General features: G+C 57.1%; 20 protein-coding genes, 3 tRNA genes and 1 pseudogene. 17 read left to right on the top strand and 7 right to left on the bottom strand.

All coding sequences use genetic code 11. The features are described 5' to 3' along the window. Positions 1-176: 176 nt before the first annotated feature. From N5J71_RS20915 to N5J71_RS20900, 4 genes are all read right to left on the bottom strand, one after another. A complete protein-coding gene (locus N5J71_RS20915) occupies positions 177-533 on the bottom strand; it encodes a histone-like nucleoid-structuring protein, MvaT/MvaU family (RefSeq protein WP_090253772.1) in 357 nt (118 codons plus the stop codon). Between the two features lie 474 nt (positions 534-1,007). Further along, a complete protein-coding gene (locus N5J71_RS20910) occupies positions 1,008-2,714 on the bottom strand; it encodes a C45 family autoproteolytic acyltransferase/hydrolase (RefSeq protein ID WP_279917577.1) in 1,707 nt (568 codons plus the stop codon). A 1,136-nt stretch (positions 2,715-3,850) separates the two neighbouring features. Beyond that, positions 3,851-4,249 (bottom strand): DUF6957 family protein, encoded by a 399-nt coding sequence (locus tag N5J71_RS20905; RefSeq protein WP_185829452.1) that lies wholly within the window; start codon positions 4,247-4,249, stop codon positions 3,851-3,853. Positions 4,250-4,252: 3 nt separating this feature from the next. Beyond that, positions 4,253-4,699, bottom strand: a complete 447-nt coding sequence (locus tag N5J71_RS20900) for a hypothetical protein (RefSeq protein WP_126474979.1) — start codon at positions 4,697-4,699, stop codon at positions 4,253-4,255. Positions 4,700-4,983: 284 nt separating this feature from the next. Here N5J71_RS20900 and N5J71_RS22605 point away from each other — a divergent pair, with 284 nt between their 5' ends. Further along, on the top strand, positions 4,984-5,439 hold the full coding sequence (locus tag N5J71_RS22605; protein WP_409438516.1) for a helix-turn-helix domain-containing protein: 456 nt from the start codon (positions 4,984-4,986) through the stop codon (positions 5,437-5,439). Between the two features lie 37 nt (positions 5,440-5,476). Here N5J71_RS22605 and N5J71_RS20890 read toward each other — a convergent pair whose 3' ends face one another. After that, the gene (locus N5J71_RS20890) at positions 5,477-5,674 is read right to left on the bottom strand and encodes a LexA family protein (RefSeq protein ID WP_260475951.1); all 198 of its coding nucleotides are present in this window, start codon (positions 5,672-5,674) and stop codon (positions 5,477-5,479) included. Positions 5,675-6,186: 512 nt separating this feature from the next. Here N5J71_RS20890 and gacA point away from each other — a divergent pair. The 15 genes from gacA (at position 6,187) to N5J71_RS20815 (ending at position 17,799) form a co-directional block, all read left to right on the top strand. Then, the gene (gacA, locus tag N5J71_RS20885) at positions 6,187-6,831 is read left to right on the top strand and encodes a response regulator transcription factor GacA (protein ID WP_003460401.1); all 645 of its coding nucleotides are present in this window, start codon (positions 6,187-6,189) and stop codon (positions 6,829-6,831) included. Positions 6,832-6,833: 2 nt separating this feature from the next. Then, the gene (uvrC, locus tag N5J71_RS20880; protein WP_116618730.1) at positions 6,834-8,657 is read left to right on the top strand and encodes an excinuclease ABC subunit UvrC; all 1,824 of its coding nucleotides are present in this window, start codon (positions 6,834-6,836) and stop codon (positions 8,655-8,657) included. A gap of 33 nt (positions 8,658-8,690) precedes the next feature. Then, positions 8,691-9,251: a CDP-diacylglycerol--glycerol-3-phosphate 3-phosphatidyltransferase gene (gene pgsA, locus N5J71_RS20875; RefSeq protein ID WP_003460392.1), complete on the top strand. Its 561-nt coding sequence runs from the start codon at positions 8,691-8,693 to the stop codon at positions 9,249-9,251. A 67-nt stretch (positions 9,252-9,318) separates the two neighbouring features. Continuing rightward, positions 9,319-9,394, top strand: a tRNA-Gly gene (locus tag N5J71_RS20870). A 38-nt stretch (positions 9,395-9,432) separates the two neighbouring features. Further along, a tRNA-Cys gene (locus tag N5J71_RS20865) sits at positions 9,433-9,506 on the top strand. A gap of 122 nt (positions 9,507-9,628) precedes the next feature. After that, positions 9,629-9,715: transfer RNA gene (locus N5J71_RS20860), tRNA-Leu, on the top strand. A 162-nt stretch (positions 9,716-9,877) separates the two neighbouring features. Beyond that, on the top strand, positions 9,878-11,200 hold the full coding sequence (locus tag N5J71_RS20855; RefSeq protein WP_003460265.1) for a tyrosine-type recombinase/integrase: 1,323 nt from the start codon (positions 9,878-9,880) through the stop codon (positions 11,198-11,200). A 257-nt stretch (positions 11,201-11,457) separates the two neighbouring features. Further along, positions 11,458-12,294: a hypothetical protein gene (locus tag N5J71_RS20850; RefSeq protein ID WP_003460264.1), complete on the top strand. Its 837-nt coding sequence runs from the start codon at positions 11,458-11,460 to the stop codon at positions 12,292-12,294. 128 nt (positions 12,295-12,422) lie between these two features. Then, entirely contained in the window at positions 12,423-12,674 is a 252-nt protein-coding gene (locus tag N5J71_RS20845; RefSeq protein ID WP_039964606.1) for a helix-turn-helix transcriptional regulator, read from the top strand. Next, entirely contained in the window at positions 12,671-13,012 is a 342-nt protein-coding gene (locus N5J71_RS20840) for a hypothetical protein (RefSeq protein ID WP_003460262.1), read from the top strand. Before N5J71_RS20845 ends, N5J71_RS20840 begins: the two co-directional genes overlap by 4 nt. 385 nt (positions 13,013-13,397) lie before the next feature. Beyond that, positions 13,398-13,655, top strand: a complete 258-nt coding sequence (locus tag N5J71_RS20835) for a hypothetical protein (RefSeq protein WP_039964605.1) — start codon at positions 13,398-13,400, stop codon at positions 13,653-13,655. Beyond that, positions 13,648-13,881 carry a hypothetical protein gene (locus N5J71_RS20830; protein WP_003460260.1) on the top strand — a complete coding sequence of 78 codons (234 nt, stop codon included), beginning with the start codon at positions 13,648-13,650 and terminating at the stop codon, positions 13,879-13,881. Before N5J71_RS20835 ends, N5J71_RS20830 begins: the two co-directional genes overlap by 8 nt. Beyond that, positions 13,878-14,147, top strand: coding sequence for a DUF3077 domain-containing protein (locus N5J71_RS20825; RefSeq protein WP_003460259.1), 270 nt, complete (start codon positions 13,878-13,880; stop codon positions 14,145-14,147). Before N5J71_RS20830 ends, N5J71_RS20825 begins: the two co-directional genes overlap by 4 nt. Then, positions 14,144-17,056 (top strand): DUF927 domain-containing protein, encoded by a 2,913-nt coding sequence (locus N5J71_RS20820; RefSeq protein WP_003460258.1) that lies wholly within the window; start codon positions 14,144-14,146, stop codon positions 17,054-17,056. The genes N5J71_RS20825 and N5J71_RS20820 overlap by 4 nt, the downstream gene beginning before the upstream one ends. Before the next feature lie 95 nt (positions 17,057-17,151). Further along, positions 17,152-17,799, top strand: coding sequence for a hypothetical protein (locus N5J71_RS20815; protein ID WP_039964604.1), 648 nt, complete (start codon positions 17,152-17,154; stop codon positions 17,797-17,799). 261 nt (positions 17,800-18,060) lie between these two features. Here the strand turns inward: N5J71_RS20815 and N5J71_RS20810 are convergent, their stop codons facing one another. Then, entirely contained in the window at positions 18,061-18,294 is a 234-nt protein-coding gene (locus N5J71_RS20810; RefSeq protein WP_206419428.1) for a hypothetical protein, read from the bottom strand. A gap of 919 nt (positions 18,295-19,213) precedes the next feature. Here N5J71_RS20810 and N5J71_RS22600 point away from each other — a divergent pair. After that, positions 19,214-19,300 (top strand): annotated as a pseudogene (locus N5J71_RS22600) (transcriptional regulator); the annotation flags it as partial. Between the two features lie 53 nt (positions 19,301-19,353). On the opposite strand, the gene N5J71_RS20800 reads toward N5J71_RS22600, so the two are convergent. Further along, on the bottom strand, positions 19,354-19,608 hold a 255-nt coding region (locus N5J71_RS20800; RefSeq protein ID WP_218019554.1), incomplete at its 5' end, for a hypothetical protein.

Raw genomic sequence — 19,608 nt, 5'->3', positions numbered from 1 at the left:
GTTGCCTGTTCGCTATCCAGATGCATAGCCAAAGTACTACGTACTAGTTGCTCTAGATCCGCTGTGCCGTACTCGGCAAGAGCGATTGCCCAAAGACGCTTTTGTTGATCGCGTGTCATGTAGTGCTCAAAACAAAAAAGGCCGCGAATGCGGCCCTTCCTGCGGAGTGATCCAGCTTACTGGAGCCAGCTCTCAACCACATCAGCGCCGTACTGTTCTTTCCAGGCTTTCAAGACCTTGTGGTTGCCACCTTTGGTCTCTACCACATCACCGGTATTTGGGTTCTTGTAGCGCTTCATGGTGCGCTCACGACGAACCTCTTTCACGGCTACAGGGGTGGACTTGCCCGCATTTGGGTCGAGCAGGGCAATGACATTGCGCAGAGAGTAGCCGTAATCAGCCAAGAGACCGCGCAGCTTGTTTTCAAACTCAATCTCTTTCTTGAGCTTCTCATCATTTTTCAACGCTTCGAGGCGCTTCTGCTGCTCGGCAATCTGGGCTTCGAGAGCCTTATATTCTGCAATGATCGACATTTCGAATCCTTAGTTGAGGCACTGGTATACAGAGAATACCTGCAAGAGCAGAAATTACCAAATAAAGGCCAAGCTCTTCTACTGTGACAGTATTGCTTTAAGTGCAAAAACGCCGTTTTCGAGCAGAGGATCAGTAAATCCATGTATAGAGTAGGGGCTTACAAGGCAAGGCTTGGGCTGAAAGGACTCTCACCAAAGCGCAATTTTGTGTTGCTGCCGAAGCCAAAGTGCCCTTTGGATGAGAGCATTCAATATGGCTTTTGCCTCCTGCCGTGTCTGATGGCGAGCGTGTCGCAAATGATGGCGCCCATGAGTCTGTCTACCAGCGATTTGCTGGAATGGGCCAGGCAGTACTGCTTTGGCTGGGCTGCACTTGATGGGAGGGTCATTCAAACCGGTGATCATTCATCGCTATCGAACGTTACCTCACCGTTCTGTGTCTCAAGCTAGTGCAGGTCGGTGCGCAGACGAGTACTAAAAAAAGCGCTCATCATATAAATCCTGCATGGATTTAGAGACGGGCCTGCTTAGAAGCGTTTTATGGGCTTCCTTGGCTAGAAGGATATTTATCCCCTTTTTCAGTAGATAGCTTAGTTGTAGATTTGTTTTTCTGTGTTCCTCGATGAAATTTGCTTTCAGTTCAATTGAGGATTTTAGGGTTAGCGCATATGCCAGCTCGTTATTGGTATTACATATGTCAATGGAGCTTGAAATGGTTATCAGAGCCTCCTCAAGATTGTTAACCTGGAGAAATATTTTTGTCAGCAGGAAAAAGTATTTCGGTTCTTGAGGGTCTTTAGAAATTAGTGTTAAAGCAATATTCCTGAGTTTTTGGTGCGGAAGATCTATGCTCGCGTCTTGCAGTTCCAGGTACTGACGTAGCGTATTTCGCTTATCGGCTTCAATCCACGGGTATGGATAAATATTATGATTTGTTTTATTTAGCTCAAAGTCGTAACCATAGTAAATATTATCGCAGACTGGCGCCTCACCTGAGGCGATCCACAAGTTACCACTTTTGGTGTCGACGACAATCGATGTTACGTTGTCTTTGAAGCCAATCGTGCCAGCGTTAGATCGCTCATGTGATGCGGCCTCGTCATATCGATCACCCAGCAGTGAGGAAAGCGATTCAGGAGTGAAAGGCTTCTGCCAGTCCCTGAAAATAGACTGCGCTCTAATCATTCGCCCACTGATGTTGTCATGAAAAATCCGAGATTTCTTCAGTATATCCAGAGACTGGCCCTCGTCAGTTTGGGCGTGGTTGGCCATAAAAAAGAGTTCGGCATCTTGCTCCTTAATAAAGAGACTATTTGCAACGCACTCAATCAATAAAGATCTACCACTTTTGTCGGCGATTACCAGTGCAAATGATCCTGCAAAGGTGTATTGCCGGACAACCTCAACTGCTTTCTCAAGGGTAGAGCATTTCGCCATGATTTCGTGCTCAATGCACGAAAAAGGCGTTCCATTTGCTGTTGCTCCTTGCAGACCTAGAAAGTGTCCACCAACAAACAAACCATGCTCGTTTATTGCTGAGTTACACTTAAGTATCCCTGCTGCTGTTACCGAGACATACTTATAAAGACCGGGATTTGCATATCGAATTACCAGCTGATTTTTACACCAGTAGTTGCCACCTGCGTAGTCAGTATTTCTTGCGATGAGCCCCCCACCCGAATTGCTAAATGACTGTCCAATAACGGCAGTTGAACATTCAGCTAAAGAATTGACTTGGAAAAAGCCTTTTAAGGCCTTTCCCATAGCGCACATCTTCAACTCGGAGATGGAATTAGCTCTGAATAGTTTTCTGTAGGAGATACCTGCACCATCGGCGATTCCTTTAAGCTCTTTACGAAATCTCGTTGTGCAGTTTTTTTCTAGCGGCCCAAAAATAAATAGGTCAAGTATCAGCGTGATAAGCCACTCAATCAATCTGGAGTTAGTTTTGACCCCTATGCTCTGTGATGGCCTTTCGAAGTACTTGTAAACTCCGTTACGTATTTGCAATCGGAGTAACTGTCCCTGAGCATAGCCATTCTCGTAGTCGTCGCCGCTGACGATCATGAAATAAGAATGATTCTGATAGCGGGCCACGGCACTGTCTGGGCTATCGACACTTCTTTTCTGTTTGAGAAACTCTTTATCCCTGAATGTATTGCCATTACTGAGTAATCTCACTCGTGCCTCTCTTTATAAAATTAGGCTTTCGGTTCCCAGCGCCGGTGCTTGAACGGCGACTGAGCAGGGGTAAAGGTCAGGATAGTGAACGCGTTCAGCTAAATGTAGACTTGTTCTTGATGAAAGGCAACAAAGAGCAGTGCTGCGGGTTAGCGATCAGGTGGTGAGAGTGTTTTAGGCTTGCACTTCGTTCGCGCCGGTAGGCCTTAGCGTTGTGTTTCTAGTCGCTGGCGTGGATGCAATAGATCTCACGGGAGTCGAGATGGCATCTTTGGCTACGGTCGAACTAGATGCTATGACTTCGGGCTTTAATATCTTGATTGTTTCAGCATCTCGAAATGCCATTAAGGCTGCATGGCTGCATGGCTGCATGGCTTCAGGGGCTGCCTCTGGTAAAAGTTCTAATCGAGATATGTGCTTTCAAAATGGCTGTGGCCAGGTCAGTCAGGCGAGTGGGACATTGATGTTAGGCGAGAATAAAATCTCACTTTTTGATAAGCGCAAAAGGAATGTGTAGCACTATTTCTTGATTAGTAACTTGGGGCGAACATACGTTTACAAACTAAATATAAGCAATCTACGGCTGTTACGAGATTTATCGATAAGTTTCATGCAACCAGATGGAGCTTGGCAGCGGTGTTGTATCTACATGAATGGCGAAGGGTAAAAGAAGTGCCTATCGAGAAACCCAACAATAGTCTTGTGAATAGTGAGGAATAATTTTGGTAATGCGCATGTTGCGTGATCAAAATTTCGGCGCCAAGGTACGCCAAAAAAACATCAGTGCAATAGTAGGTGTGGCAGTCGTAACTTAGCTTGCCCTGATGCCCTGAACTGCATCAGCGAGTACCACCCGATTTTGCGTTCAAAAGTCGCGATGACGTAGAAGCTACCGCTAGTGGTATGTAGTACCCAGAAGCCGCTTTCTTTATGAAGGTGGATAACATCTGACGTACGAATTGTTACCCCTTCCCTGAATACTTTTCGTGAGCTGCTATGGCTGAAAACGCGACCGACGCCGCACCTAGCGAAGATATAGACATCAGTCAGGTATCCAGTCACTCGCCATGAGAATTGTGTGTTTTGTGCTTTGATCAGGCGTAGCTTGGTGCGTCTTGAAAGGCCGGCTGCTGACATCAAAAAATTCGCCCAAGGGTCTCAAGAGAAGCTCTTGCTCTGATGCCATCGCCGATCAAGATGTAAGTCGAATTTAGTGTCATGAAGATGAACCCGTCTTCGAATTTATGGAGATAGCTTGTGCGCACAAAGTCGCCAACATCCCATCTACGCTGACTGTCGTAAATCACGGTATGTGCGTAGAGGACGACTGGCTGACGGTTCGTTCTAGCTAGCTCATCTCGCTGCTCTTGAGTTACATCTAAATCCAGCCATCTCCAATTGGATACCAGGCAATATTCTGCATAGGGGTAGCGCTCAAGGACAATCCGCACAGCCTCATCCTGACCGACCTTAGATCCAGACATCGGTATTCCATCGCCGTAGAGCAGATCTGTTATCTCATGTAATTCTTTCATCGCTTAGCCCCCGTAGTAGCGGCGCGCCGGAGACTCAGCGGTGTAGAGCACTACATCAGACCCAACCTGAACTTGACTGGACATTACCTTGGAGGGGCCGCCGAATTGGTAGCAACCAAACTTGGTATGGACAAGATGAAGTAACTCGCCGCGTTTAGTTCGCTCTTCGATGAATTTCAGGACATCCGCGACGGCAATTCCTTTGTTGTCAGGAAAGTCACAGCTAACGACCGCCTGGAAGCTTCGGATGTAAAGCCCTTCGCCAGGGGCATTAAGGGTTCGCTTGATGATCTCTGGATCATTTGTAGCGATGGTGTTTACAACGCTATTGGTTTCGACACTGGCCAGCGTAATGCTCATCCAGCGTTCGCTTCCTTTTTTGTTAAGGCACCAGAGCCCTGCGCTTTCTGACTTGAACTCAAAGTCTATATGTCCGGCCTTGGCAGCCATCGTGTTTCTCCGCTTCGAATATTTGTTCAGTTGCTACGTCGCCTCACGGGCAAGTCTTAACCTTTGGTGCCAGGAGCACAGGTTTGGCATTCTTTTTTTGGACTCAGTTGGCTTGGCCTCGCCCTAGACGTTCCGCTGCCTGCCTGATTGCTTGTCGCCTAAAATTTCAATTGGCATGTATTGACAGGTTTTGCTGTTATGATGAGCCGCCACATCGTTAGCATAATAGCTAACGATGTGGCGCGTCAAAGCTGGTTTGATCCTTGTCTTTGAGCGCAAAGAAAATGAGGTTCGAAAAAGTACTGGGACAGGTGCTCAGAGACATCAGGCTCCAAGCAGGACTCTCGCGCACTGAGTGTGCAGAGCGAATCCACAAAGCAAACCTAAGCAAAATTGAGAATGGTCAGACTCTCCCTCGCATCGATACGCTTGCTGCACTCTGTGAGCTGATGGGTATAGCCCTTGCGGATTTTCTTTTGATTGTGGAAGCGCGCCAATCTGGTCTTGCCGTCGAAGATCAGATACAAAGGAGCAACAAAAGGCTCAGGTCGTTGTGTGATGCTGGGCGGCTTGAGCCTGTTAGCCAAGATGATGCTGCTCGTGGGATTCGAGGGCAGAAAGCGGACAACACACGTGCAGCCGTCTCGCGGTTACAGACCGAAGGGCTGAGCAAGGAAGAGGTAGCTAGAAAGTTGGATCTGGGGCTTCGCACTGTTCAGCGGTATTGGTCTAAAGCGTAGTAGCACAGGTAATTTGACCGCACCGATGCGCTTATACTCAGACGGTGTAAGTTTTAGGGGGTGGGCAAAATCTTTCCTGCGTTCCCTCCATGACCAGCCGCTCAAGCGGTGGCTCAACTTTCACAGCGGCGATCACAATGTCACCAGAAATCGGCTGTTTAGACCGGTTTACTATCAGCAGGTCGCCACAGAAAATACCTACGCCGCTCATGCTGTCGCCGCCACAGTGAACCAGGCAGGGGAGGGCATTTGGCTATCTACGTAGCCTCATGCTTCTGGACATGCCAATGGGTAGAAGCATGAGGGGCGGAGGGTGATTGCGCTCAGCTCATTTAGTTGTAATCGCATGCTTTCGGTTAGCATTGCGGAAATCACGGTACGAAAAATATTTGCCGGGCAATAAGGTGCAACGGGTTGCATTTTGTGGAAAAGGTTGATAAGCTATTGAAATCTAGAGCTTAACTCCGATTAAGCCCCGGTTTTACTGGCTTCTAGGTGGTTGAGGTTTGGGGACTATGTCAAGAAGATTCCTCCGCAAGGAGAGCTACCTTGTATAAGAGTTCGAATCTCACCGCTTCCGCCAACTCTCCAAAATTGCTACGACGCAATTACTGATCCTAATCTGGCGCTTGCTTTTTGACTACCGTGCGCCAAGCTAGGTCAGGCCTTGGCTTTTTGTTAAGGTGACCGGCAAGTTCAATCTCACCGTCGTTGCACGGTGGCTGACAAGGTGCAACGAGGTGGCGATTGATTAGGGTCCTGGTTGTCGACGATCACGATCTGGTTCGCACGGGCATCACCCGTATGCTGGCCGATATCGACGGTCTGCAAGTCGTGGGCGAAGCCTGCACTGGCGAAGAAGCCCTGCTCAAGGTTCGCGAACTCAAGCCCGACGTCGTCCTGATGGACGTCAAGATGCCAGGTATCGGCGGCCTGGAAGCCACCCGTAAGCTGATGCGCAGTCATCCCGATATCAAGGTCGTCGCCGTTACCGTGTGTGAGGATGAACCTTTCCCGACGCGCCTGCTGCAGGCGGGCGCCGCTGGTTATCTGACCAAGGGTGCAGCGTTGGATGAGATGGTGCAGACCATTCGTCTCGTATTCGCCGGCCAGCGCTACATCGACCCGCAAATCGCCCAGCAACTGGCGCTGAAATCCTTCCAGCCGCAGAACAGTGGTTCGCCATTCGATCTGTTGTCCGAGCGCGAAATCCAGATCGCGCTGATGATCGCCAACTGCCACAAGGTGCAGAACATCTCGGACAAACTGTGCCTGTCGCCGAAGACGGTCAATACCTACCGCTATCGCATCTTCGAGAAGCTCTCTATCACCAGCGATGTCGAGCTGGCTTTGCTCGCGGTGCGCCACGGCATGGTCGACGCCGTCAGCTGAAAATGCCTGCCCCATTCGATCCGAGTGCCTTCCTGGCGACCTGCAGTGGTCGCCCCGGCGTCTATCGCATGTTCGATAGCGAGGCTCGCCTGCTCTACGTCGGCAAGGCGAAAAACCTCAAGAAGCGTCTCTCCAGTTACTTTCGCAAGACCGGTCAGGCACCCAAGACGGCCGCGCTGGTCGCACGTATCGCGCAGATCGAAACCACCATCACCGCCAACGAGACCGAGGCACTGCTGCTCGAGCAGACCTTGATCAAGGAATGGCGGCCGCCTTACAACATCCTGCTGCGCGACGATAAATCCTATCCTTACGTGTTTCTCTCTGACGGCGACTTTCCACGGCTCGGCATTCACCGAGGGGCGAAGAAGGCCAGGGGGCGCTATTTCGGCCCTTATCCCAGTGCATTGGCGATTCGCGAGAGCCTGAGCCTGCTGCAGAAGACCTTCCTGGTTCGCCAGTGCGAGGACAGTTACTACAAGAACCGCACGCGACCTTGCCTGCAATACCAGATCAAACGCTGCAAAGCCCCCTGCGTCGGCCTGGTCAGTCCGGAGGAGTACGCCGAGGACGTGCGTCACTCGGTGATGTTTCTCGACGGCCGCAGCAATGCACTGAGTGAGGAGCTCTCGGCCAGTATGGAAAAGGCCTCGATGGCCCTGGAGTTCGAGCGCGCCGCTGAGCTGCGTGATCAGATCGCAATGCTGCGCCGTGTGCAGGACCAGCAAAGCATGGAAGGTGGCACCGGCGACGTCGACGTGGTCGCGGTGATGCTCACCCCCGGCGGCGCCTGCGTCCACCTGATCAGCGTGCGTGGTGGGCGTGTACTGGGTAGCAAGAATTTCTTCCCGCAGGTGGCGATTGAGGAGGAGGGCGGCGATGTGCTGATGGCCTTCCTCGCTCAGTACTACCTGGGCAATGCCGAGCGCGATCTGCCCAGCGAGCTGATCGTCAACGTGCAGCATGAAGACTTCGCCACGCTGATCGAGGCCATCGAGTCGTTACGCGGCCGTAGTCTCAGCATCAGCTTGCGCGTGCGTGGCACGCGAGCTCGTTGGCAGCAGCTTGCCGTGACCAACGCCGAACAGGCGCTGGCCGCACGCCTGGTCAACCGGCAGCATCTGGCCGAGCGTTTCGAGGCGCTGGCTACCGTGCTGGAAATGGACGAGCCGCCGCAGCGCATGGAATGCTTCGATATCAGCCATTCCAGTGGTGAGGCGACGGTCGCCTCATGCGTGGTATTCGGTCCCGAAGGTCCGCTGAAATCCGATTACCGGCGCTTCAATATCGAGGGAGTGACCGCTGGCGACGACTACGCCGCGATGCACCAGGCGTTGACTCGGCGCTTCAGCAAGATCAAGGATGGCGAAGGCAAGTTGCCCGATGTGCTGCTGGTGGACGGTGGCAAGGGGCAGTTGGCCATGGCGCGCGAGGTACTGCAGGAGCTGGCCGTGCCGGATCTGATTCTGCTTGGTGTGGCCAAGGGCACGACGCGCAAGCCGGGCCTGGAAGTGCTTTACTTGAACGATGCCGAGCATGAGTTCACCTTGCCCGGCAACTCCCCGGCACTGCATCTGATTCAGCAGATCCGTGACGAATCGCACCGCTTTGCGATCACCGGGCACCGTGCGCGACGCGGCAAGACCCGACGTACCTCTACATTGGAAGAAGTGCCTGGTATCGGCCCCAAGCGGCGGCGCGAATTGCTCAACCACTTCGGCGGCCTGCAGGAATTGTCCCGTGCCAGCGCTGAAGAAATTGCCAAAGCGCCCGGAATCAATAAAAAGCTCGCTGAGTCGATTTATGACGCTCTGCACAGCGAGTAGAATGCCCGCTCACCTCGCAGCCTTGTTGTGCCGATGAATATCCCCAACCTGCTTACCGTGCTCCGGGTCGCACTGATACCGGTTTTCATCCTCCTGTTCTATCTGCCGTTTGCCTGGAGTTACTGGGCAGCCAGCGGAGTTTTTGCCGTTGCTGCCGTCACTGATTGGCTAGATGGCTACCTGGCCCGACGCTGGGAGCAGGGTACGCCTTTTGGCGCCTTCCTCGATCCGGTCGCAGATAAATTGATGGTTGCTGTAGCCTTGGTGCTGTTGGCTGCCGAACATTCCAATCTTTGGCTGACGCTGGCGGCGGCGATCATCATCGGTCGCGAGATCGTCGTCTCTGCGCTGCGCGAGTGGATGGCCGAACTGGGGGCTCGGGCACATGTGGCCGTGTCCAACCTTGGCAAGTGGAAAACCGCCGCGCAAATGCTGGCGCTGGTCATCCTGCTGGGTAATCCACCGGTGTTCACCTTCTGGGTCGTGCTCGGATATATCTTGCTGGTGGTCGCAGCCGTGCTCACATTGTGGTCGATGCTGCAGTACCTGTTGGCCGCCTGGCCACACCTCAGCACCACCTCGGAAAAGAAATAAGTATTTTTGAATCAAAGGGTTGACGGCGCGATTCGATTCTATAGAATGGCGCCCGTCGACAAGACAAGCGGGAATAGCTCAGTTGGTAGAGCACGACCTTGCCAAGGTCGGGGTCGCGAGTTCGAGTCTCGTTTCCCGCTCCAGCTTTACACGAGTCGCCAAGGCGGTTCGTTTGCTTCATGGCTGAGTTGCAGAGTGGTTATGCACCGGATTGCAAATCCGTGAACGCCGGTTCGATTCCGACCTCAGCCTCCAATTTAAAAGGCCTCGTAGATCCATGATTTACGAGGCCTTTTTCATTACCCCTGATGTGCTTTGGCATACCTTGCGAGGACGGGGAGGGCTGTATATAGTCCGGTTCTTTGCACAGCGCTACCGCCCGAATGGCGAAATCGGTAGACGCAGGAGACTTAAAATCTCTCGCCAGTAATGGCGTGCCGGTTCGAGTCCGGCTTCGGGCACCATTCATCTGTTTCTAGCAGTCTCTATAAGTCTACGAAACCCATCTAAACCGGCACTCTTGGCCGGTTTTGTTGTTTATGGCTGTCTACTCTTGTCTCTAGGCATATACCTAAAATGGGTATACGTTTAGGTATACGCCGGTTCGGCAAGGGAGGCATATACCTATGGCGCGTACCGTTACCCCACTTTCAGACGCCAAATGCGAGGCCGCCAAGGCTCGGGAAAAGGACTACACCCTGTTTGATGGTCAAGGGTTGTTCCTGCTTGTGAAGCGCAATGGCTCCAAGGTGTGGCGCTTCAAGTTCACCCGTCCTGATGGCCGCGCCGGATTGGCCACCTTCGGCAACTACCCAGCCCTCGGTCTAAAGTCTGCGCGTGGTCGCCGTGCTGCAGCCCTTGAGCTGCTGGCCGAAGGTGTTGATCCCATTGAGCACGAACAGCAGGCGAGGGCGACCGCCCAGGCCGAGCAGACCAACACCTTCAAGGCCGTAGCATTGGACTGGCATGCGGCCGGTGCCCGCAAGTGGTCGCCGGATCATGCCGCCAAGGTGCTGCGCCGCATCGAACAGCACCTGTTCCCGGCGCTCGGTAGCCGGGCGGTGGCAAGCCTCAAGGTGCGTGACCTGCTGGCACCGCTCAAGGCGGCAGAGCAGCGCGATACCCTGGAGCTGGCCGGCCGTTTGCGTCAGTACACCACTGGGGTAATGCGCTACGCCGTCCAGCATGGGCTTATCGAAACCAACCCAGCGAGTGACCTGGTGGGCGCTACGGCGACCCGCAAGGCGCAGCACCGACCGGCGCTCGCACTGGAGCGGCTGCCCGAGTTGCTGGAGCGGATCGACACCTACAACGGCCGCGCACTGACCAAGCTGGCCGTGGCACTCACCCTGCAGGTGTTCATCCGCTCCAGCGAGCTGCGCTTTGCTCGGTGGCGGGAGATCGACATGCAAGCCAGCCTCTGGACGATCCCGGGTGAGCGTGAGGTTATCGAGGGCGTCAAGCACTCCAGCCGAGGGGCCAAGATGCGCACGCCGCACCTGGTGCCGCTGAGCCGCCAGGCGCTGGGGTTGCTCGGGCAGGTTCATATGCTGTCCAGCCGTTATGAGCTGGTGTTCCCTGGCGACCACTACCACCACAAGCCCATGAGTGAGAACACCGTGAATGCTGCCCTACGCCGCATGGGTTACGACACCAAGGCAGAGGTATGCGGGCATGGCTTTCGGGCAATGGCCTGTTCTGCCCTGGTGGAGTCAGGGCTGTGGACGCGCGAGGCGGTAGAGCGGCAGATGAGCCACCAAGAACGCAACACGGTGCGGGCCGCCTATATCCACAAGGCTGAACACCTTGAGGAGCGTCGGCTTATGGTGCAGTGGTGGGCTGACTACCTCGATGCCAACAGGCAGCAGCACGTCACCCCCTATGATTTTGCTCACCGAGGGGAGGGCGCCGCTAACGTGGTGCCGGTCAACTTCGGCAAGGTGGTTTGAGTATGCGAACCCGTACCCCTCAAAAATCCGGTGTAATCGGTGTAACAGGTGTAATGAAAGCTCTGAAAGCCTTGCGTGGCGTGGCTTTCAGAGAAATTACACAAGGCACGGGGAGTGCGTACACCACGTGTAATTTACACCATCGGTGTAATGCCTCGTCCGACACGATACGGCCCCGTTCCTGCCTGTTGGCCTGCTGCGGCATGAGCAAACCAGCGCGGGTATGGTCGCCGACTTCGGGGCCTGGGGGGTGATGATTGGATGACCGCATAGGGTGGAAGATTCTTGTTGGCAGTTATCTGGAACCAGTCGAAAACCCAGTTGAGGGTGTGCGGGCGCGCTTGGCTGACTACCGGCGCTTTGACGATTGCGAAGCGCGAATCAGCTCCATCCTGTCGATTGTGGAGGCTTGCAGGCCTTGGCTGGACGGCGCGCATGCCAGGCGCTTAGCCGAGGCTGCTTACACTCGCAATGACGCAATTGACCAGATGGCAGAAGGCTACGGCGGGCGCGTGTTACCCGGTGAGGTAAGGCGGGCTGCCGGTTATGAGCAAGCCGGCGATATGGAGGCCATATCGGCGTACGTGCTGGCATGCGCTGCGCACGCTCTGCAGGCGCTGCTGCCGATCCTGGCGGGCGAGCGGGGCGGCGCGGATGACTGGGAGTGGCATAAAGTCTTTCTCGACTCTGTAGGCGCGGTGCGTGACTGCGCGGTGCATGGTTACACGGCGCCTAATCCGTCAGGGCTGTCGGCCGGCGAGATAGATGCCTGTTTTGAGATAGCCGACCTTGCTGACGCTGCAGCGCTGATAGCTACGCGCTCTGCCAGCGGCTATCGAGGGATTGAAGGGTATCAGCCGGTAGGCGGCTTGCTGGTCGAAGGGCGGCGACAGCTTGACGGAACAGATGCCCGCGATGAGGCAATCCGGCTCAAGGCGCTAGAGCTGATTAGAACCGGCACGAAGCTACATAACCTGAGCAGCAAGTTGCGTGGATGGCTGCTACGGGGCACCGGAAAATCTCTGAGCAAGCCGGCGATGAACGCCATTCTCAAGCGCTACGGCCTACACAGTTCACCCGCGAAGAAAAAGTAAAGCCAGCTTCGCCCTGTCAATCGCGCGCCAATAGCCTCCTGCCTGAACCAATTTACAGGAGGCTACCCATGGATCACCCGACCCGAAAACCTGCCGCGCTCTCTGCTGGCAGTCGCCCTGCTTCTGCAATGGATGCGACAGCCGGCGCCATCCCCCGTGACCCGTCCACCACCCTGATTCGTATCAATGAGGTGGTGGCCATTGTCGGCTTGGCGCGCCCCACCATCTACAAGCTGCTGCGCCAACCTGAGAGCGGCTTTCCCCAGCCGGTAAAGCTGAGCGATAGCACCGCCCGTGGCGCGCCTGTGGCATGGGTTCTTGGTGAGGTTAATCAGTGGGTGCTGGCTCGCATCGCTGCGCGTGGGAAGGCTGCCGCATGACGCCGATATTCCTGCCGCACACGGCCCTTGATGCCATCGACGAACTGGGCGCCGCCGCGCTGCCCGAGACTGCCCGACAGGGGCGCAGCCGTCTCTGTACTTTGCGTGACCGAGCCCTGGCAGACGGTGCGCATGTGCTGCTGTTGCTCTGGCCAACCTTCGAGTGGGCATTGCTCGCTGTCGAGGTGCCGGCCGGCGTGGTGATCAAGGACGCTGCGCAGCTCATCCCCAACCTGATGGCCAATCCAGAGGCGCTGCAGCAGATGCACCGCAATGCCACGCAAGGCCAGCACCTGGCCTGGCTGCATCTGCAGCGCCCGACTACCACGATTCACTAATGAAAACGCCCCCGGTGGCAGCCGAGGGCGTTAGAGGTGACGCACTGTGTTCGATCAATCTATGCCTTGGCCGAGTGTCGCGCAAGCAATGCGCTCGCTCTTGAACCTTGCGCGAGCCAATCGGCCGCGCTACTCTGCGCCCGTCGCTGTCAATCCAGCGGCCGGGTTTGGCGACCCGATCAGCAAAAGGCGCACAGGCGCCATAGACCCCATTGCAGGCGCTTTTTTTGTGCCCGCAATGCCGTGTTATGGCGGCCGTGCGTGGGAGACCTTCGGGTCTGCCGGGTTCCTTTTGCCCCGGTTCGCCAACCTGCGCACGGCTGCCACCCTTATCCGTTTGGCGACGGTACGTGGCAGCTCCTACCAAGCAAAAGGAGCACCACCCATGAAGCACCCGCACGCCCTCAATCCGTCCAAAGCACGCGCCGCCGCTCACCGGGCAATGGCCCTTGCTGCACTGCGTAGCACTTCCTCCCTTGCCGTTCGGCTCAACCGCTACAACCACCACCGCGCCATCCAGCGCTCTCTTGAAGCACAAGCCAATGCCTGCGATTGGCTGGAGAGCTTGGAGGGCGACGCCTGGGCCGATGCCTGCGAAGAGATTGCAGCTGCCCTCAAGGCCAAGGAGGTGAGCCATGGATAACCTCGATTCGCGTTGGGAGTTGGATCAATTGAGTCAGCGTGCCGATGGCCTTACCTCGGCCGGCATGGGCTTGGAGGCAATCGGTCGGCTCTTGAATGAAAGCGAGCTGCACGCCGATGACGTTAACGGCTTGCAACAGGCTGTCATGGCGCTGGGAAACTATGTGCGCGTGACTGGCTTCGAGCTGTACGCGCAGGCCGAGAAAATGAAAGGGGGTGCGAAATGAAGCGCCGCCGCATTCTGACCCAGCCTCAGGAGTTCAGCCGCTTCCCCGCCGGCATGCTGTTCGCCGTTAAAGCAGGCATGCCGGTCGCTGATGCCTTGGAGCAGGCATCCAACCTACTCGCCTGCGTGGAGAACCTGGCGGTACAGATTGGCGATGAGGCAAACCGGGGCGGTGATATTTTCGCTATCCAGTACCTGGCCGAGATGGCCAAGGCATTGGTAGATGCCAGTGCCGGCGGGGTGTTTGACGCGGAGGGCGGCCAATGACTGACGCCCGAGAGCACAAGAAGTACCCCACCTTTGCCGAGGTGAAGCGCGCCGCCCTGCAGGCCATCGACCGGGTGCTGTCGCACTGGTTGCCCGGTGGCAAGCGGGTGGACGGTGGCAAGGAATACACCGCACCCAACCCAACGCGGGCCGACAAGCGCGCTGGCTCGCTCAAGGTGAGCCTGGCCAAGGGCACTTGGAGCGACTTTGCTACCGGCGACAAGGGCGGCGACCTGATAGACCTGGTGCGCTACCTGGACGGCGGCAGCGAGGTGGACGCTTGCAACAAGCTGGCGGACTTCCTGGGTGTTACGCCAGGCACTGTCAGCGCCAGCGCGCCGGCCAGCAACAAGCCCAAGGCGCCCGAGTGGGTGCCGGTGCTGCCAATTCCTGATGAAGCCATGCGCAAGGTGCTGCAGACGCACCGCCAGCACGGCAAGCCGTCGAAGGTGTGGATCTACCGTGCCGCCGATGGCCAACCGTTGATGGTGCTGTATCGCTTCGACCTGGGGCCGGATGAAAGCGGCACGCCGCGCAAGGTGTTCGCCCCACTGACCTGGTGCAAGCACTCGGGCAATGGCTCGCTGTCCTGGCGTTGGCAGGTGTTGCCCGAGCCGCGCCCGCTGCTGCGCCTCGATGAGCTGGCCACCCGAGCGGCTGCCCCGGTGGTGCTGTGCGAAGGCGAGAAAGCGGCAGACGCTGCCGCCGAGCTGCTGCCGGGCTACGTCGTTACCTGCTGGCCCAACGGCACCAACTCTTGGCAGAAAGCCGACTTCGGCCCGGTGGCCGGTCGCCATGTGCTGCTGTGGCCGGACAACGACGCGCCGGGCCTCAAGTGCATGGATGCCCTGGCCGAGCACCTGCGCCAGCTTGGCGCGGCCTCCGTGCGCTCGGTAGCGCTGACGGTGTTCAGCCAGCGCCCTGGCCTCGATGGCGACCGGCCCACCTTCGCCCCTGGTGGCGAATGGGCCGAGGGTGACGACGCCGCCGATGCAGTGGCCAAGGGCTGGACGGCGGCGCACCTGGCCGAGCTGGAACGCACCGGGGAACTGTTCGCCCTGGCGCCGGCTGCAGCGCCTGCCAGTAAAGGTAAGGGCGGCAAGCCCAGCACCAAGGGGAGTGCCAGCAGCAAACCGGCACCAACCGAGAAGCCCGCGCCCCTGCCGGCGGGCTTTCGCGTCACAGCCGATGGCGTGTTCTATGCCGGCGAGGATGGCGAGGCGCGGCCGGTGTGTTCATGGCTGGAAATTAAGGCGCGCACTCGAGACGGTAACGGCGGGAGCTGGGGTCTGCTGGTGGAGTTCGACGACCCGGACGGCGACAAGAAGCGGCTTAACATCCCAGCCCGTGCCATGGCTGGCGACTTCGGAAAGGAGGTGGTCGCTCCACTGGTTGACGCAGGCTTGCGCCTGGCTCCCGTGCGTACCGCCCGCAATTCACGCAACGACCTGCAGAGCTACCTGCAGGGCTATGACAGTGCCGAGCGGGCTCGGCTGGTCACGCGCCTGGGCTGGCATGGCGATGCCTACCTGCTGCCGGATCGCCAGATAGGGCAGAGCGTAGAGCACCTGCACTTCTACGAAGCCGGCGCACGCCTCCCGCCGATCAGCCAGGCCGGCACCCTGGAACAATGGCGGCAGCAGGTTGGCGCGCTTTGCGTCGGTAACAACCGGCTGGCGTTCGTGGTGTGCGTGGCCTTCGCCGGCCCGCTGCTGCATCTGTTGGGCGCCGAGTCGGGTGGCTTCCACCTCTATGGCGACAGCTCGGGCGGCAAGACCACGCACTTGCAGGTAGCTGCCTCGGTGTGGGGTGGCCCCCGATTGGTAATGCCGTGGCGGGCGACGGACAACGCGATGGAGAGCATTGCCGCCGCTCTGTCTGATGCGCTGTTGATCCTGGACGAAATTGGCCAGTCAGAGCCACGCATTATCGGCGAGATGGTCTACATGCTTGGCAATGGCACCGGCAAGGCTCGCGCCAATGATCGAGGACAGGCCGGTCGACAGGTGCATGAGTGGCGTTTGCTGTTCCTTTCCACCGGGGAGAAGACGCTAGCGCAGCACATGGCCGAGGCACACAAGGAACTGAAAGCAGGGATGGAGGTTCGGCTGCTGGCCGTACCTGCAGACGCTGGCAAGGGTCTCGGGCTGTTCGAGGTGCTGCATGGCTTCGAGGATGCTGCCGCGCTGTCGGATGCACTCAAGGCCCGGGCAGGCAAGTTCTACGGCACGCCGGCTCTGGCCTTCCTGTCGGCCCTCTGCGAGCCGGGCAAGCTGCGCGGCTATGCGGCCGTGGTGCGCAGTACGGTGGAGCGCTTCACTGCCGAGGCGTTGCCGGCTGACGCGAGCGGCCAGGCCCAGCGAGCTGCGGCGCGCTTTGGCCTGGCTGCTGCAGCCGGCGAACTGGCCACGTCGCTGGGCGTCACGGGCTGGCCGGATGGCACGGCCACACACGCGGCCAGGGTGTGCCTGGGCGCCTGGCTCGCTGAGCGGGGCGGGGCTGGCAACCTAGAAGGCGACGCCATTGTGCAGCGCCTGCGCCTGACCATCGAGCGCTATGGCGAAAGCCGGTTTACCCGCTGGGAGAGCGTCGCCGCCAAGGTCGACGACCACAGCCCGCGCACGGTTGACCGTCTCGGCTTCCAGCGCACGGACAGCCACGGCTATGGAGATATTCTCTACACCACCAAGACTTACTACTTCCTGACGACTGCCTGGAGCAATGAGGTGTTCAAGGGCATGAACGCCCGCAACGTGAACAGGGAGCTGGTCGCACGTGGGATTTTGCTGCCCGGCAAGGATGGCAAAGCCGCACAGGTTACGGCGTTGCCCGGCATGGGCAGCACGCGTACCTATGTGGTGAGCAATGCCGCGCTGTTCTCCGAAGACGCAGCAACCGAGGCCGCATAAGCCAGGGCTGCCGCATGCAGGAGAGTGCCGGCCGCCTTCGGGCCTGGCCCGCCCGTGAACGAACAGACCCTATATCGAATTGGAGATTTAACGAGATGACTCATACCAAGACTTCGGAAGACGTTTATCAATCCCTCAAGGCCGCGTTGGCCGATGCTCTGCAGTCTCAGCAGGTTGCCGACTCTGAGGTGGCACAAGTTGCCAAGCAGTTGCAGGCGGTTGCCCCCCGGCTCACTGCTTTGAGTGAGAATGGCGCCGCCGCCATTGATAAAGCCGCCCAATCTGAAGGCCAGATTGCACGGGAGATTGCCGAGGCACTCGCAAATGGTTCGCCGGATAAGGCTATTCAGGCTTTGGAAGTTCGCCTAGTTGATGCGCGGCGTGCCCTCACCACTGCCCGGCAGGCTGTAGCTGATGACGCTGGATTAATGGATGCTTTGCGTAACAAGGCGGAAATGCTCACTGCTGAAATGGAGCAGGCCGAGAATAGGGCAGCTAAGGCTCTAGCCCGTGTGCAAGGTGCCAAGGCCGCGCTGGCCATGGCTGCGTGGAATGACGCCGCTCTTGACCTGTTGGCGAGGTACGGCGCTCCGCTTGTGCAGTTGCTGAGTGACGGTGGCTACCATGAGACCAATGACCTCAATATCCCGTTCTTCTCGTCAGGTGGGAGCCGTGTGCGCCTGGGCCGGCATGACCTGGTGGAGTTGGCTGGCCGTGCCAACGCCCAGCCGCAGGGTCTCTGAGTGGCCGGCATGAGTACCCCATATCGCGCCGCTGTCTCACGTCAACTGCGTAATGGCTTTAAGACCGTACAGGGCCTGCCGGTGATATGGCAGGCCGTATGCTGGGCCGCAGTGAGCGAGGGGGCAAGCCATGCGATGGTGCGCCCGCTATCCACCGAGGCAAACGCGAACTGGGCAAGAGACGTGCTCACAAAGCAGTATCCGGGGCGCGCGTATGAGGTTAACTGCTACCCGCTGGCCAAGCCTGTCGAGGCCTCACAGTTAACCACTTTCGAGTCCTGGGCAATGGATGAGGTCAAACGGCTGGAGCTGGCGCAACGTCAAGCCGGTTAGCCCCAGCGCTGTCCGCTTGTTATTCGCCGCTGGTGTAACCAACGCCAGCGGCTTTTTATTGCCTTGGGCATTACACCAATGGCGTGTTTTATCGATGGTGTAAGGCATGAGCGATAAAGGTGTAATGCGGCTGCAAGCCCCGTCACTACTGGCTTTCAGCAAGTCAATTACACCTCTTACACCCATTACACCGGAATCTTTGGCATGTGGGATCGCGCGCCCCCGCCCCCGCGTGGGTGGATGCCACCAGCGGCCCAAGACTATGCGTCGGGTTCATGTTGATGGGGGCAGGCACCTGCCATATCAGGCCGGGGCCCCTGCAATGGAAGGCCCGTCACGGGTAATTCGAGCCCCGCTCTCGGGCTAGTGCACGGCCCTGAAAGTTAGTGAATTATTGAAATCGGTTAACTGGTGAAACTCCATAGAAATCATGAAATCTACTCATGTAGAAAATGGGGTCTATCTCAGCGCGCTACCCTTTGCGGGAAATCGAGCCGCGCCCAGTCGATAGCCGCCCGGCCTGCAGAAATGGCGGTCTTTCAACTTGGAGGGTAGGGGGGTACTTTGGGTTTTAGGTATACGTATAGGTATACGGTCTGCTTGCGTTGCATGTAGAGACCAATAATTACTGGCTATGTAGCGATGTGTTCTAGTCCGGCTTCGGCACCATGATTTATGCGGGTTTCAGGATTGGGATTTGGCGCAATGCTTTCCGCAATCCTGAAGCTTTTCCGCAATTCATCTGGTCAGCTTAATTTTCTTACCCCTTCGCTTTCTGGTGTACTGCTCGGTCAGGTCGGTGCCTGCTTTGGCCTGTAGATCGCCTGGTTGAAGCTACGCGTCTACCGCTTTTCTGGCCTCGAGTCTGATCCTGCTCTTTGCCGGCCCGAGTTCGTCCATATGCAAGCTCTCCCCTGTTCGTTCTCGTATGAGAGGGCCTGGTCCAGGCCATTCCTCACACCTGGGTAATACCGTCGCAATTGTACCCAGCGCATGAGCGGGGGCGGGCGCATCCATGTTTTGATTTTTCAGCTGGTTCGGTATGCGTAACATTCAATATGAATTGTTGCGTATACAGAACATGGACTATTCCCTCATCACGGTGCGACTTGGCGAGCAACTTCGGCAGCGCCGCTTGAATCGTGGGTTGACTCAGGCCGCCCTCAGCCCGAAGAAATAATCCGCAGGCAGTTGAGTGCGCTGGAACGGATACTGGCACGTTCAGATGGACTGGCCGAGCAAGCGCCGCATGTAGTCGCGGCAATCAGGCGTTGTGCCGAGCCTCTCATGCAGACCTTTGGCTAGCATGCTGACAATTCGGTTGTAGTGAAGCGGAGGCGATACCCGAGTTGTTCTGAGAGCGGTAATGGTGACGTGTTCGACACGCGCTGTTTTCTGGACTCCCACCTCCGCAGGAATGACGAGTATCTGGACGTGCATATGAGCCCTCAAGGTTTCGGCCTGAGGGCTTCTTTC

The organism is Ectopseudomonas oleovorans, assembly GCF_029845265.1.
GTDB lineage: Bacteria > Pseudomonadota > Gammaproteobacteria > Pseudomonadales > Pseudomonadaceae > Aquipseudomonas > Aquipseudomonas oleovorans.
The sequence above is the reverse complement of the archived record's forward strand: the minus strand, read 5'-3'. Positions and strand labels throughout refer to the sequence as shown.

What these genes read in the sequence shown, in the direction of transcription:
- pgsA (WP_003460392.1), top strand. Translation starts at nt 8,691, where the DNA reads ATGAATATCCCCAACCTGCTTACCGTGCTCCGGGTCGCACTGATACCG.
- N5J71_RS20835 (WP_039964605.1), top strand. Translation starts at nt 13,398, where the DNA reads ATGAAGCACCCGCACGCCCTCAATCCGTCCAAAGCACGCGCCGCCGCT.
- N5J71_RS22605 (WP_409438516.1), top strand. Translation starts at nt 4,984, where the DNA reads ATGAGGTTCGAAAAAGTACTGGGACAGGTGCTCAGAGACATCAGGCTC.
- N5J71_RS20900 (WP_126474979.1), bottom strand. Translation starts at nt 4,699, where the DNA reads ATGGCTGCCAAGGCCGGACATATAGACTTTGAGTTCAAGTCAGAAAGC.
- N5J71_RS20855 (WP_003460265.1), top strand. Translation starts at nt 9,878, where the DNA reads ATGGCGCGTACCGTTACCCCACTTTCAGACGCCAAATGCGAGGCCGCC.
- N5J71_RS20915 (WP_090253772.1), bottom strand. Translation starts at nt 533, where the DNA reads ATGTCGATCATTGCAGAATATAAGGCTCTCGAAGCCCAGATTGCCGAG.
- N5J71_RS20905 (WP_185829452.1), bottom strand. Translation starts at nt 4,249, where the DNA reads ATGAAAGAATTACATGAGATAACAGATCTGCTCTACGGCGATGGAATA.
- N5J71_RS20840 (WP_003460262.1), top strand. Translation starts at nt 12,671, where the DNA reads ATGACGCCGATATTCCTGCCGCACACGGCCCTTGATGCCATCGACGAA.
- N5J71_RS20815 (WP_039964604.1), top strand. Translation starts at nt 17,152, where the DNA reads ATGACTCATACCAAGACTTCGGAAGACGTTTATCAATCCCTCAAGGCC.
- N5J71_RS20820 (WP_003460258.1), top strand. Translation starts at nt 14,144, where the DNA reads ATGACTGACGCCCGAGAGCACAAGAAGTACCCCACCTTTGCCGAGGTG.
- N5J71_RS20845 (WP_039964606.1), top strand. Translation starts at nt 12,423, where the DNA reads ATGGATGCGACAGCCGGCGCCATCCCCCGTGACCCGTCCACCACCCTG.
- N5J71_RS20830 (WP_003460260.1), top strand. Translation starts at nt 13,648, where the DNA reads ATGGATAACCTCGATTCGCGTTGGGAGTTGGATCAATTGAGTCAGCGT.
- uvrC (WP_116618730.1), top strand. Translation starts at nt 6,834, where the DNA reads ATGCCTGCCCCATTCGATCCGAGTGCCTTCCTGGCGACCTGCAGTGGT.
- N5J71_RS20825 (WP_003460259.1), top strand. Translation starts at nt 13,878, where the DNA reads ATGAAGCGCCGCCGCATTCTGACCCAGCCTCAGGAGTTCAGCCGCTTC.